This window comes from Kosakonia sp. MUSA4 (assembly GCF_013085925.1).
Lineage (GTDB): Bacteria > Pseudomonadota > Gammaproteobacteria > Enterobacterales > Enterobacteriaceae > Kosakonia > Kosakonia sacchari_B.
Map to the genome: position 1 here is coordinate 1,294,578 of NZ_CP025697.1, position 12,733 is coordinate 1,307,310.

11 protein-coding genes are annotated in these 12,733 nt (G+C 58.5%); 2 read left to right on the forward strand and 9 right to left on the reverse strand.

Going from position 1 to position 12,733, the window contains the following annotated elements; translation table 11 throughout:
- Positions 1–48 precede the first annotated feature (48 nt).
- Entirely contained in the window at positions 49–816 is a 768-nt protein-coding gene (locus tag C0557_RS06160) for an SDR family NAD(P)-dependent oxidoreductase (RefSeq protein ID WP_208657860.1), read from the reverse strand.
- A gap of 182 nt (positions 817–998) precedes the next feature.
- On the opposite strand from C0557_RS06160, the gene C0557_RS06165 reads away from it, so the two are divergent.
- Both C0557_RS06165 and C0557_RS06170 read left to right on the forward strand, forming a co-directional pair.
- The gene (locus tag C0557_RS06165; protein ID WP_074776803.1) at positions 999–2,336 is read left to right on the forward strand and encodes an aspartate aminotransferase family protein; all 1,338 of its coding nucleotides are present in this window, start codon (positions 999–1,001) and stop codon (positions 2,334–2,336) included.
- A gap of 160 nt (positions 2,337–2,496) precedes the next feature.
- Positions 2,497–3,204: a GNAT family N-acetyltransferase gene (locus tag C0557_RS06170; RefSeq protein WP_208657861.1), complete on the forward strand. Its 708-nt coding sequence runs from the start codon at positions 2,497–2,499 to the stop codon at positions 3,202–3,204.
- Positions 3,205–3,238: 34 nt separating this feature from the next.
- On the opposite strand, the gene C0557_RS06175 is transcribed toward C0557_RS06170, so the two are convergent.
- The 8 genes from C0557_RS06175 to C0557_RS06210 all read right to left on the reverse strand — a co-directional run bounded on the left by C0557_RS06175 (position 3,239) and on the right by C0557_RS06210 (position 12,697).
- Positions 3,239–3,943: an ABC transporter ATP-binding protein gene (locus C0557_RS06175; protein ID WP_208662812.1), complete on the reverse strand. Its 705-nt coding sequence runs from the start codon at positions 3,941–3,943 to the stop codon at positions 3,239–3,241.
- Positions 3,930–4,766, reverse strand: a complete 837-nt coding sequence (locus tag C0557_RS06180) for an ABC transporter ATP-binding protein (protein ID WP_208657862.1) — start codon at positions 4,764–4,766, stop codon at positions 3,930–3,932. Before C0557_RS06180 ends, C0557_RS06175 begins: the two co-directional genes overlap by 14 nt.
- Positions 4,759–5,592, reverse strand: a complete 834-nt coding sequence (locus tag C0557_RS06185; protein ID WP_208657863.1) for an ABC transporter permease — start codon at positions 5,590–5,592, stop codon at positions 4,759–4,761. Before C0557_RS06185 ends, C0557_RS06180 begins: the two co-directional genes overlap by 8 nt.
- On the reverse strand, positions 5,592–6,641 hold the full coding sequence (locus tag C0557_RS06190) for an ABC transporter permease (protein WP_253073789.1): 1,050 nt from the start codon (positions 6,639–6,641) through the stop codon (positions 5,592–5,594). The genes C0557_RS06185 and C0557_RS06190 overlap by 1 nt, the downstream gene beginning before the upstream one ends.
- A 55-nt stretch (positions 6,642–6,696) precedes the next feature.
- Positions 6,697–8,265 (reverse strand): ABC transporter substrate-binding protein, encoded by a 1,569-nt coding sequence (locus C0557_RS06195; RefSeq protein ID WP_208657864.1) that lies wholly within the window; start codon positions 8,263–8,265, stop codon positions 6,697–6,699.
- 187 nt (positions 8,266–8,452) lie between these two features.
- A complete protein-coding gene (locus C0557_RS06200) occupies positions 8,453–9,625 on the reverse strand; it encodes a hypothetical protein (protein ID WP_208657865.1) in 1,173 nt (390 codons plus the stop codon).
- A gap of 129 nt (positions 9,626–9,754) precedes the next feature.
- A complete protein-coding gene (locus C0557_RS06205) occupies positions 9,755–11,260 on the reverse strand; it encodes an FGGY family carbohydrate kinase (protein WP_208657866.1) in 1,506 nt (501 codons plus the stop codon).
- Between the two features lie 18 nt (positions 11,261–11,278).
- A complete protein-coding gene (locus C0557_RS06210) occupies positions 11,279–12,697 on the reverse strand; it encodes an L-fucose/L-arabinose isomerase family protein (protein WP_208657867.1) in 1,419 nt (472 codons plus the stop codon).
- Positions 12,698–12,733 lie beyond the last annotated feature (36 nt).

Here is a 12,733-nt window from a genome sequence, read left to right on the forward strand (position 1 = left end):
ATTTTGTACGTCAGCCAAACCCCCTTCCCGCAGGAAGAGGGCGGTCACTCAGTCACGGTCGATGGCAAACGGCTGCCAGGCCTGGCGTACCGGCATCACTTCCACGCGGTTGATATTCATATGATCCGGCAGCGTCGCGATGTAGAACATCTGTTCGGCAATATCCTGCGCGGTCAGCGGCGTAGTGCCGCGATAGAGGCTATCCGATGCGGCCTGGTCGCCTTTGGTGCGCACCAGCGTAAATTCCGTTTCCGCAATCCCCGGCGCCAGATCGGTCACGCGCACGCCGGTACCGAGTAAATCGCAGCGCAGGTTATAGCTGAACTGCTTCACAAATGCTTTGGTCGCGCCATAAACATGGCTGCCAGGGTAGGGCCACTGCCCGGCAATCGAACCAATATTGATAATAGACGCGCCTGCGCCGTGTTGAATCAGCGTAGGCAGCAGGGCGTGGGTCACGTTGACCAGCCCGGTCACGTTGGTGTCGATCATGGTCTGCCAGTCTTCAAGATCCACGCGCTGCGCAGGTTGTGGCGACAGCGCCAGCCCGGCGTTATTGATAAGCGCGGTAATATCGGCGAACTCAGCCGGCAGCGACGCCACGGCGCTTTTCACTGAATCTTTATCGCGGACATCCAGTTCAATAATATGCACCGGTACTTTTCCCTGAAGGCGGTCTTTAAGGCTTTCGAGACGCGCCAGACGACGCCCGCTCAGCACCAGCGACCAGCCCGCATCGGCAAACACCTGCGCTGCCGCTTCGCCAAAACCGGAGGTTGCGCCGGTAATAAACACCACTTTCTTTGCTTCACTCATCGTCTTCTCCTGTGCGGGGTTGTGACGTCACTATAAAAACGCCCGCCCGCGCCAGACAGTGCCAGTTGCTCTGTCGCGGTGTGACACCTGTGTCACATGTTGCTAACACGACTGGCTCTATCCGGCGTTTGCCCGCGCGCCGCATGATACGGACAACAATAACGGCATGAGAGGAGCAGGATATGAAACTGGCACTTCAGAGCGAGATGGCGATAACCAACGACGACGTACGTCAACTGGACCGGTCGTATGTGTTTCATTCATGGTCGATGCAGGGCAACCTTAACCCGATGGTGATTGCCGGAGCGAAAGGCTGTGAGTTGTGGGACTACGAAGGCAATACGTATCTCGATTTCAGCAGCCAACTGGTGAACGTCAATATTGGTTATCAGCATCCGCGCGTGCTGGCGGCGATGAAAGCACAGCTCGACGAACTGGTGACGATCGCACCGGCGACGGCCAACCTGGCGCGCGGCGAAGCGGCCAAACGCATTGTCTCGCTGGCGCCGGAAGGCTTCAGTAAAGTCTTCTTTACCAACGCCGGGGCGGATGCCAACGAAAACGCCATCCGTATGGCGCGTCTCTACACCGGGCGCGACAAGATTTTCTCCGCCTACCGTTCCTATCACGGCAATACCGGTAGCGCGATTGCCGCCACCGGCGACTGGCGGCGCGTACCGAACGAATATTCACGTGGACATGTGCACTTCTTTAACCCGTATCTCTATCGCAGCGAATTCAACGCGACGACGGAAGCAGAAGAGTGCGCACGCGCGCTGGCGCACCTGCGCCGCATGATTGAGGTTGAAGGGCCGACGTCTATCGCCGCGATCCTGCTCGAATCCGTACCGGGAACGGCCGGTATTCTGGTGCCGCCGGAAGGGTATATGAAGGGCGTGCGCGCGCTGGCCGATGAGTTTGGCATTGTGCTGATCCTGGATGAAGTGATGGCCGGTTTTGGCCGCACCGGTAGCTGGTTCGCTTTTGAGCAGGATGGCATCGTGCCGGATCTGATCACCTTCGCAAAAGGCGTTAACGCCGGTTATGCGCCCGCAGGCGGCGTACTGATTTCGGAACCGATTTCGCGCTACTTTGACGATCACTTCTTTGCGGGCGGTCTGACTTACTCTGGCCATCCACTGGCAATGGCCGCGATTGTCGCCACGCTGGATGCGATGAAAGAGGAGAAAGTGGTGGAAAATGCGGCGCTGGTGGGTAACGGCGTGCTGCGTCCGGGGCTTGATGCGCTGGCGGCGAAACATGCGCTCATTGGTGATGTTCGCGGGCGCGGTATGTTCCAGGCGATGGAACTGGTCAGCGATCGGCAGAGCAAAAAACCGCTGGCGGCGACAGAGATGGGGGCCATCAAAGCGGCGCTCACGCAGGCCGGTATTTTGAGTTTTATCGTCGAAAACCGCATCCACGTGGTGCCGCCTTGCACCATGAGCGCGGAAGAAGTGAATAAAGGCCTGGACATCTTTGACCGTGTTTTGGCGCAATTTGGTCACTTCGCGAAATAATTCCTCCGGCGTCAGAGCTTTCTGACGCCAAATCCGATCAGTTAACTGATTTGAAAAGCTTTTTTAAAAACGAACCCCCCAATTTTTAGCACTATATTCCGGCGCGCAGACTTGATAAAACATCTCTTTTACATCTGTCTTTTTTGCCAGGGAGATAAACGTGCCGGAAACCAATCACTTCGGTCAAACAGTTGGCGACAGGTTGCCGCGCTGGAACGGTGTTCAGCCGTTGCCGTGCAGCGTGTTGCCGGGCCAATATTGTCGGCTGGAACCGCTCGACGCCAGAACGCATACGCACGATCTCTTGCAGGCTTACGCGCAGGCGGAAGATGACAGCGGCTGGACCTGGCTGGCGGGCGAACGGCCTGACGGGCTGGAAAGTATGGCGCGCTGGATCGTCGGTAAAACCATAGACACCCACGTAGTGCCTTTTGCCGTGGTGGAAAATGCCAGCGGCGATGCGCTCGGCGTGATTGCCTGGCTGGCGATCAACGCCGACAACGGTTCGGTAGAGATTGGCCATGTCACCTGGTCGCCGCAGATGCAAAACAGCGTTCTCGGCACGGAAGCGATATGGCTGATGCTGCGCCACGCTTTTGCCTGCGGTTATCGCCGCGTGGAGTGGAAATGTGATTCGCTGAATGTCGCCTCGCGCCGCGCGGCAGAACGCATCGGTTTCACCTGGGAGGGGCGTTTTCGCCAGCATATGGTGCGCAAAGGGCGCAATCGCGATACCGACTATTTATCGATGCTGGACAGCGAGTGGCCGCTGCGCGACAACGCCATTTCCGCGTGGCTGAACGCGGATAACTTTGACGCGCAGGGGCAACAAAAGCAGAAACTTGATAGCTTCCACGAACAGCAGTAAGCCACCGCGCACCGGTGGCTTCCGGTGCGCCGCATTACCCCATCCGGTGTTCGCCGCGTACCAGCGCGCCACGGTCAAAGAAGCGCTCAATCACGCCATTGGCCATAAATGCTGCCCGGTCAGACATATGGGCAATCACATCGGCATCATGGCTGACCAGCAGATAGCTCATGCCGTGCTGCTGCTTCAGGCGGTTAAGCAGGTTAAGAATTTCAGCCTGCACCGACATATCCAGCGCCGACGTCGGTTCATCCAGCAGCAGAATTTTTGGTCGCAGTAACAGTGCGCGGGCGATCGCCACGCGCTGGCGCTGGCCGCCGGAGAGCTGGTGCGGGTAACGCCGCGCGGCATCAACCGGCAGCCCGACCTGCTCCAGCGCGGTAGCCACTTGCTGGTCAATTTCCGGTTCGCCGTGGATTTTCAGCGGCTCCGCCAGCGTGCGCCACAGCGTATGGTTCGGGTGCAGCGAGGCGTAAGGATCCTGAAAGACCATCTGCACATTGCGCCGCAGCGCGCCCTGATAACGCGTTCCGGCTTTCACCGGCTGGCCGAACAGCGACAACTGGCCCTGCCATTCGCGCTGCAAACCTGCCAGCACGCGCAGCAGGGTGGATTTTCCGCAGCCGGACGCGCCAATCAGGCTGAAGGTTTCGCCTTCTTCAACGCGCAAACTGGCGCCTTTCACCACCGTTTTCTCAGCAAAAGTGACCTGCAACTGCGCGATATCAACGATGCTCATCATTCGCCTCCGTGAAGGAGTGGCTGCGATCCAGCGTCGGCAGCATCTGGCCCCAGGTTTCCGCGCCCGGTCGGCAGGTCCACAGCGTGCGGGTGTAGGGATGCTGCGCATCAGGCAGATCGCTTGCCGCCATCGTATCCACACATTCCCCCTGATACATCACCATCACCCGGTGGCAGTGCTGCGCCACCAGCGGCAGATCGTGGCTGATGAGCAGCAGCGCCATTTGCCGTTGTTCGCACTGGGCGACCAGCAGTTCAAGGATCTGGTTACGCAGGCGCGCATCCAGCGCGGAAGTGGGTTCATCGGCAATCAGCACCTGCGGATCGTTAACCAGCGCAAGAGCGATCATGACCCGCTGCCCCATACCGCCGGAGAGTTCGCCGGGGTAACGTTGCAGTACCGTCGGTTCAAGTTCCACGGCTCGCAGCGCCTCATGGATCTTCTCCAGCCGCTGCTTGCGGTTCAGCCGCTGGTGGAGCGTCAGCGCTTCATCCAGCTGTGCCAGCACGGTTTTCACCGGGTTCAGCGCGTAGCGTGCATCCTGTAACACCATGGCGATATCGTTGCCGCGCAGCGCGCGCCAGCCGCGATCGTTGAGCGTGGTGACATCCCGTCCCAGCACATTCAGCGTGGTGGCGCTGACGTAACCCGGCTTGCGTACCAGCCCCATCAGGGCGCGGGCGGTCATTGATTTTCCCGAACCGGATTCGCCGACCAGCGCCAGCCGCTCGTTGCCCAGCGTAAAGCTCAGGTTTTTCACCACCCGCGCGCCGGGGTAGTCGATATTCAGGCCGCTTACCGCGACGCGTGTCTCAGTCATGTTGCGGCTCCAGTACATCGCGCAGGCCATCGCCCTGCAGGTTGAACGCGAGGCTTGCCAGTAAGATCACCGCACCCGGCGCTGCGGCAATCCACCATTGATCGAAAATCACCTGCATACCGTCGGCGATCATCGCGCCCCATTCCGCCATCGGCGGGCGCGCGCCTAAGCCTAAGAAACCCAGCCCGGCGGCAGCCAGAATGATACCCGCCAGATCGAGCGCGAGGCGCACAATCGCCGAGGGCAAACAGAGCGGCAGAATATGGCCAGACAGCAGCCGCCAGCCGCGAATGCCCATCATTTCGGCGGCGGCCAGATAATCACTGTGGCGTAAACGCTGGATCTCGCTGCGCGCCTGGCGGGCGTAGGCAGGCCAGGTGGTGAGCGCCAGCGCCAGCGCGCCGTTCACCAGCCCTGGGCCAAGCATGGCGACAAAGGCAAAGGCGAGGATCAGGCGCGGCATCGACATCACCACATCGGTAAAGCGCATCAGCACTCGCTCCAGCCAGCCGCCGTAATAGCCGGAAACAATACCGATCAGTAGCCCGACAGGCAGAGTAATGGCGGTCACCAGCGCCACCAGACCGAGCGCCGGGCGGGTGCCGTAAATCAGCCGCGAGAGCAAATCGCGCCCGTAGCTGTCGGTGCCAAGCCAGTATTGCGCACTGGGTGCCTGCAAGCGCGCGGCGGCGTTCTGCCAGTTGGGATCGCGCGGCGCGAGCCACGGCGCGAACAGCGCAATCAGCAGTAGCAGGGTGACAATCAGCAGCCCGCTAAACGCGGCGGGCGAGCGGCGCAGACGGCGCAGAAAAAGAGTCGTCGGCATCAGCGCACCCTCGGATCGGTTAACCGTACCAACAGGTCGGTCAGGTTATTGATCAGCACAAAGCAGACACCGATCACCAGCGTACCGCCCATGATGGCGGTGGTGTCGCCAGCGAACAGCGCGGTGGTGAGATAACGGCCAATGCCGGGCCAGGAGAAGACCGTTTCGGTGAGTACCGCACCTTCCAGCATGCTGGTGTACGCCAGTGCGATCACCGTCAGCAGCGTACCGCGAATATTCGGCAGCACATGGCGCAGCAAAATGGTCATCTCGCCTGCGCCTTTGGCACGCGCCAGCAAAATGTACTCTTTGTTCATCTCGCTCAGGCAGGCAGAGCGGGTAAGGCGGGTAATGCTTGCCAGCGAATAGTAGGCCAGCAGCAGCACCGGCAGCAGCAGGTGGCTGAGCGCATTTTTAAACGCGCCGCTGTCGCCGGAAAGCCAGGTATCGATCAGCGCAAAACCCGTGCGCGGCGTGACGGTGTACTGGTAGATATCATCGAGCCTGCCCGGCCCGGCGCTCCATTGCAGGCGGGCGTAAAACAGCGCCAGCATCAACAAACCCAGCCAGAAAATCGGCACCGAGTTGCCGAGCAGCGTAAAGGTGCGCACCGCTATATCCCACAGCGAGCCTTTAAAGCGCGCGCATAAAACGCCCGCGATCACGCCGAGCACGCTGCCGACAATCAGCGCCAGCGTCGCCAGCTCCAGCGTCGCCGGAAACGCGGCGAGCAGATCCTGCAACACCGGTTGCCCGGTCGCGCTGGCGGTGCCTAAATCGCCATGGGCCAGGTTCACCAGGTAGTGCCAGAACTGCACCGGCAAAGGCTGGTCCAGCCCCAGTTGATGACGAACCTGATCGTAGGTGGACTGGCTGGCATGATCGCCGACAATCTGCAAAACCCGGTCAACGGGGGAGAAGGCCGACAGTGAAAAGGTCACCAGCAGCAGGCCAAAAAGCGTCAGGGCCAGCGTGAGCAGCCCCTGAAATAGCGCGAGCAGAGGGCGTTTTACGCGCCGCTCTGCTCTGTTGGGTGAAACCACTGACATGGAAAAACTCGTCTTCAGCGAAAGAACCCTCCCGCGCGGGCGGGAGGCGGAAACGTTACTTGGTGACGCGGTCGTACCACACCATATCCGCATTCAGCCCCTGCTGGTAGCCTTTCACGTTATCGCGCACCACAATCTGCGTTTTGCCCTGATCAACAAAGACATACGGCGAGTTGTGCTGCAACTCCTGCTGCATTTTCTTGTACAGTTCGAGGCGTTTTGCCGCATCCGGCTCGGCCACCGCCGCCAGCGTCTCTTTATTCAGCTGCGGGATCTGCCAGCCGTTCAGCCCGGCCACGGTGCTGGATTTGCCATCGTTCCAGGCAAAGGCGCTGGCGTTAGAGTGGGCGTCGAAGTAATCCGGGATCCACAAACGAATCGCCGCCTGATGCTGTTTCGCGCGCACGCGAGCGTACACCTGGCTACCCGCTGCGGGCAGCAGATCCACTTTCACGCCGCCCTGGGCGAAGCTAGCCTGCATTGACTGGGCAATGGTGATAAACGGCGGTTTGTTCTCGACATCCAGCGTGAAGTGCGCGTCTTTAATGCCCGCTTTGGCGAGGATCGCTTTGGCTTTCGCCGGATCAAAGGTGAACGGGTTATCCTCCAGCGCGCCCGGCAGGCCGACCGGCAGGAAGCTCTGGTGCACAAAATACTGGCCTTTCAGCAGATCTTTGGTGATGCCGTTGTAATCAACCAGCCAGCGCGCGGCTTCCCAGAACGCCGGGTTGTTCAGCAGCGGGTTGGCGCTGTTGGCGGTGTTAAACACCAGGTAATTCTGCTCGGCGGATGGAATGCTCAGCACTTTCACGCCTTTCTTATCCGCCAGCGCGCTGATTTGATCGGAGCCCAGATCGCGCGCGACATCGGCATCGCCCTGCTGGATCAGCAGACGGCGAGAAGCCGGATCCGGCACGTTTTTAATGATGATGTTTTTAAGCTTCGGCGCGCCGCCAGGCGCGCTGGCGTTGGCATCCAGCACGATGGCCTGGTGCGGCTGGTAGACGCGCATTTTAAATGCGCCGCTGCCCGCCGAGTGCATCTTCAGCCAGGCGTTGCCGAAGTCATTGCCCTGCACATTGGCGCTGACCAGCTTCTCATCGACGATCGAGGCAATCGGCGTGGAGAGAATATTCAGCGCTACCGCCGGGCTGACATCCGCCGTCCAGTGCAGTTGCAGGGTGTGGTCATCCACTTTCTTCAACTGGCTGGCAATATTATCCGGCTGCCAGCCCAGCACGTTGAGGATAAACGCCGGGGATTTGTTGAGCGTCACCGCGCGGGTATACGAGAAAATCACATCTTCCGGGCGTAGCGGGTTGCCGGAGGCAAATTTCGCGTCGCGCTTCAGTTTGATGGTCAGGGTTTTTGCCGCTGCGTCCGCCTGCCAGCTTTCGGCCAGGATCGGGGTGATTTTTTCCGGGTTTTCACGATCGGGTTGCACCAGGCGCTGGTACAGGCTCGGCACGGTCTGAATACTGGAAAGCTCGTTCGCTTCCGCCGGATCAAGGCTGACAATATCGTCTAATCCCTGGGCAACTACCAGCGTATCCGGCGGTGTTGCCGCGTAGCTGGCAGCAGAAAGAAGCGCCAATATGACAACCGATAGCAGTTTTTTAGTCATAAGAAATCCCTGAAAAGTTAATACGATGTGATTATTTTGTACCGCTAAGGTAGGCCAGCTGCCGCCGTTTCTTAAAGTTTAAATTCATCTTTCTATATGCTGCCTGCGCATAAGCCAGATTGTTTTGTCATTAGGGAAAGGTGATGACGACGGTTGGATTAGACCGCGCAGCACCTCTACCAGCTCGTCACCAATCAACATTTGGGCTGATATCGTTACCCGTTACTTGCTTGTAGGTTGCACGTAACTCTTCGAGCAATTTTTCCTTAAAAGGCTGGTACGGCCGACGCCCTCTGGTGGGATCGAGTTGCAGAAGTAACAAGGTTATTTTCGCCAGATCGCGAAATACCTCTGCTGCCGTTTGCGGTTTGGGGGAGCCATGCACTAAGGCGTTGGTTTCCTCGATTAAGCGATCTATTTCCTTACCGAGTATTTCAATATTTTTGGCCTGTTCTGGCGCGGCAGGAACAACATTAGAAATAAAAGCCCATATACGGTTGCGAAATTTCGCGACATCAACTTTGCGCCCTTTATAGAGCTCGTTACGCGGGGGAAATAATGTATTGGCCAGTTGTTCAATATAGCGCCGTGCGGAAATACCGACCTGGGCGAAATCTTCGCTGTTTTTTGCCCGATTGAGCGTGCGAACCGCTGCGCCTAACACATCAAAGAGTTTCGGGTTGAGATCCTCAAGCATCATCACCAGTTCCTCAGCTTCGTCATCTCCTCCCGGCAGGGTGGTGGACAACAGATCCTGCACATTGAGGAGTTGTTCAAAATGCTCGGGAGTATTGTAATCATCGAACAAAGTACGATAAGCGCCGCTATCCTCCCAGTTGACGGTGGTAAATCCGAGCGCACGAAGTTCATCGGCTTCGGATTCATCTTTTTCATCATCGTTTCCCATGCCGTAAAAGCGGGTACACTCTGACCCCTGAACCCGACAATATTGCGGCATCAAATTCCGATAAAACAGAAGATGCGGGATAAGGTGGTAATCTACGGCCTGCATGCCTAAATACGCGCTCTCATTTCGTAATGCGTTATCTAATGACTGTGCTACATCCAGTGTGATGTTCTGGACTACCCATGCCCATATCGTTTCATTTTCATAAGTGGCACGGAGTTTGTCGCCATCAATGGTTGACCATGTCCCGGCGAAAAATATTTCTTCTGCGAAAAAAGAATAATCATCGGGTGATTGGCAATGCATAAAGATCAAAATATCACCATGCAGAATTTTTAATTGCCGGCCTGCATTTTGCAATATCTTTGTTTTAAAGATCGTGTTGCGAATAGGGGGTCCATATATTCCCTGAAATTTGGGATCGTCTGAATTAAAAAGTATTGCAACGATCATCAAGCACTCCTTTCCGCGTTCATTGTGGCGTCAACTGCATCACTATCTTTTATTCCCTTAGGCAGTTCAATGTGATCGAAAGAATGAATTCAAAAAGCAGCGCGGGACGAGCGCCCCGCGCAGAGAGAATTACTTCGTCGAGCGCGCCAGTTGCACTGCGTTTTGCCAGTCAAACCAGCGTTTTTGCAAGCGGCCATGACGCGCTATATCCGGCTGAAAAGTAATGTGTTCCGGCAGGTAGCGGCGCAGCTGCTCGGCATCAATGCGCAGCAGCGCTTTACGCGCCAGCAGCGCCGCGCCGATTGCCGACAGCTCCGGAACATCGCTGCGCATCACCGGGCAGCCGAGCAGATCCGCCTGGTACTGCATTAGCCAGTCATTCTTCGTCGGCCCGCCGTCCACCATCAGCGCCTTCAGCGTGAAATCGCCGTGCTGGCGCATGGCGACCACCACATCAGCAATCTGATAAGTGATGGACTCCAGCGCGGCGCGAATCAGATGCGCGCGTTTAACGCCGCGGCTTAAACCGTGGATCAAACCGCGCGCCTGCTCATCCCACCACGGCGCGCCCAGCCCGGTCAGCGCCGGAACAAAGTAGACGCCAAGCGTGGAATCTACCGATGCGGGCAGCGCGCTGAGCGCCTGCGCCAGTTCGGCTTCCGGCAGCTCGCTCAGCCCGGTGCTTTCAACCATCCACGCCACCGCATCGCCGGTATGCGGAATATTGCCTTCCAGCCCGTAAACCAATTTTTCGCCGTCGTGCCAGGCGATGGTCGTCGCCAGTGATTTCACGTCACTCTGCGCTGGTGCGACCGGCACCATCACCGAAGAACCGGTGCCGTAAGTTGCTTTAACGCAGCCCGCCGCGCCCAGCCCGTGGGCGAACAGCGCAGCGTGGGAATCGCCAATCATCGCCAGCAGCGGAATGCCGTCCGGAATGCCCGCCAGCCCCTGGGTGTGACCGAACAATCCGCTGGAGGGGCGGATTTCGGGCAGCGCCCGGCGCGGAATGCCGAACAGTTCCAGCATGCCGTCATCCCACTCGCCGCGTTGCAGATTGAGCAACTGGGTGCGCGAAGCGTTGGAATAATCACAGCAAAACGCCGCGCCGCCGGTGAAGTGCCACAGCAGCCAGCTATCGATCGTGCCAAGGCAAATCTCGCCCTGTTCCGCCAGCGCGCGGGCGTTGGGCGTGGCATCGAGCAGCCAGCGCATTTTCGACGCGGAAAACAGCGGCGCGACCGGCAAGCCGGTCACGGCTTTAATCTCCGCTTCGCGCCCCTGTTCACGCAGGGCGTGGCAAAAATCGGCGGTACGCGAACACTGCCAGCTTAGCGCCGGGCCTAACGGTTGCCCGCTGGCGCGATACCAGCCGATGGCGGTTTCGCGCTGGTTGCTGATCGCCAGCGCCGCGACGTTGTGTGCGCCAACGGCGTCAATCACCTGGCGCACCACGGAAAGCGAGGCTTCCAGCAGCAGCTCGCCGGACTGCTCCACCCAACCTTCGCGCGGCGTCTGGATGCTCAGCGGCCGCGCGCATTTGGCAACCACGGCACCGCTGGCGTCCAGCGCAATGGCTTTCGCGTTGGTGGTGCCTTCGTCCAGCGCGATAATGATCTCTTTATTCAGCGACATGGCGTCTCTCCCGGCGGCTTATTGATGGAGATACGTTTCGACGCCGAGATAACGGGTAAAGGCTTCGTGCAGGATCTCCGCGCTGTCCGCATGGTTCATCGCCACGTGGTGTTCGAAGCCGTTACGGCAGATCCACGCCAGCAGGTTTTCCAGGTTGGGCACCTGAATCACCGCGCGGCAGCCGACGGTATCGAGCGGATCGTCAACCGACTGCCCGGAACCGACATAGGCTTTGATCTCGCCGCTCAGATCGTCAGTACTTAAGCGGAAGTAGGTGAGTGCGCCCGCTTTCAGGCGGCCATGCACCGCGCCGCAGGTGTTCTCTTTGCCGACAGTGGTGCCGATGATATCGGCGGTGCCCATATGCGGGCTTTCCAGGCTGGCGGAAGCGAAGTTACCACAGTGAAAAAGCACACATTTGTTGCGATCGTCGCCAAAATTGTTGTTCCAGTCGGCAATGGAGGCCGGGCTCATATTGGCGCTCGCCAGCGCATACATTGACAGCGCGCCCATCACGTCCACTTCGCAGGCCGACGGCATCAACTGGCCGGACATCACGCTCATGATCGAACAGACGTTAATGCCGAGATTCTCCTGCAACGAGGTCCAGCACTGGATGGCGGTAGTGTCGATATCGTTGGCGATCACCCATTCGCTGATCACCACGAACAGTTTCGCCATCGTCACCAGTTTGTCGGCGGGAATGGCGCTGGCATCGGCGTTATCCAGCAGCAGGCGGCGTTTTTCATCGACGCGAATATCGTCATCGCGCAGGGTTTTGATGCGGGTAAAGACTTCGGAAAGATCGAGGGTTTCCACTGCAATCCCCAGCCGTTCGAGCAGTTTTTCGCTGTAACGCACGGTGTTGAATCCGGCAGGCCGCGCGCCAATTGCGCCAACGCGCACGCCGCGCATGCTGCTGACCACCCGGCAAATCTGCTCAAAACGCTTCAGGTCTTTTTCAAACACCTCGCCGCTTAACGCGCAAACATGCTGGGTGGTAAGGGTAAAGGGAATGCCGTACTGGCGCAGGTTATTGCACAGGGAGATTTTGCCGCAGAAACTGTCGCGGCGCGTCGCCAGCCCCATTTTGTCCAGATTATCCTCTTCGGCCTGCACCAGCACCGGCACATTTAACCCGGAAAGGCGCAGGGTTTCCGCCACCGCTTTTTCATCGCCAAAATTGGGCAGCAGCACTACCACGCCGTGGATCTCATCGCGGTGGGCGCGGAACAGTTCCGCGCAGATTTTCGCATCCTGGCGGGTTTCTACACCGCCGAGTTCGGTTTGCGTTTCATCGAGCATAATGGTGTTGATGCCAAGACGGCTGAACAGCGCGACGGCCTGCTCGCGGGCTTCGGCGACCAGATAGCTCGGGAAGAAGCCACGGTTGCCAATGATCACCGCCATGGTCAGTTGTTGCGGAATTCGGGACATTGTTCTCTCTCCAGTAAGATGTTCTTTTTATTGTTA

Coding starts and splice junctions, on each gene's coding strand:
- C0557_RS06190 (WP_253073789.1), bottom strand. CDS start 6,641: ATGTCAGTGGTTTCACCCAACAGAGCAGAGCGGCGCGTAAAACGCCCT.
- C0557_RS06180 (WP_208657862.1), bottom strand. CDS start 4,766: ATGACTGAGACACGCGTCGCGGTAAGCGGCCTGAATATCGACTACCCC.
- C0557_RS06210 (WP_208657867.1), bottom strand. CDS start 12,697: ATGTCCCGAATTCCGCAACAACTGACCATGGCGGTGATCATTGGCAAC.
- C0557_RS06185 (WP_208657863.1), bottom strand. CDS start 5,592: ATGCCGACGACTCTTTTTCTGCGCCGTCTGCGCCGCTCGCCCGCCGCG.
- C0557_RS06160 (WP_208657860.1), bottom strand. CDS start 816: ATGAGTGAAGCAAAGAAAGTGGTGTTTATTACCGGCGCAACCTCCGGT.
- C0557_RS06165 (WP_074776803.1), top strand. CDS start 999: ATGAAACTGGCACTTCAGAGCGAGATGGCGATAACCAACGACGACGTA.
- C0557_RS06205 (WP_208657866.1), bottom strand. CDS start 11,260: ATGTCGCTGAATAAAGAGATCATTATCGCGCTGGACGAAGGCACCACC.
- C0557_RS06195 (WP_208657864.1), bottom strand. CDS start 8,265: ATGACTAAAAAACTGCTATCGGTTGTCATATTGGCGCTTCTTTCTGCT.
- C0557_RS06200 (WP_208657865.1), bottom strand. CDS start 9,625: ATGATCGTTGCAATACTTTTTAATTCAGACGATCCCAAATTTCAGGGA.
- C0557_RS06175 (WP_208662812.1), bottom strand. CDS start 3,943: ATGAGCATCGTTGATATCGCGCAGTTGCAGGTCACTTTTGCTGAGAAA.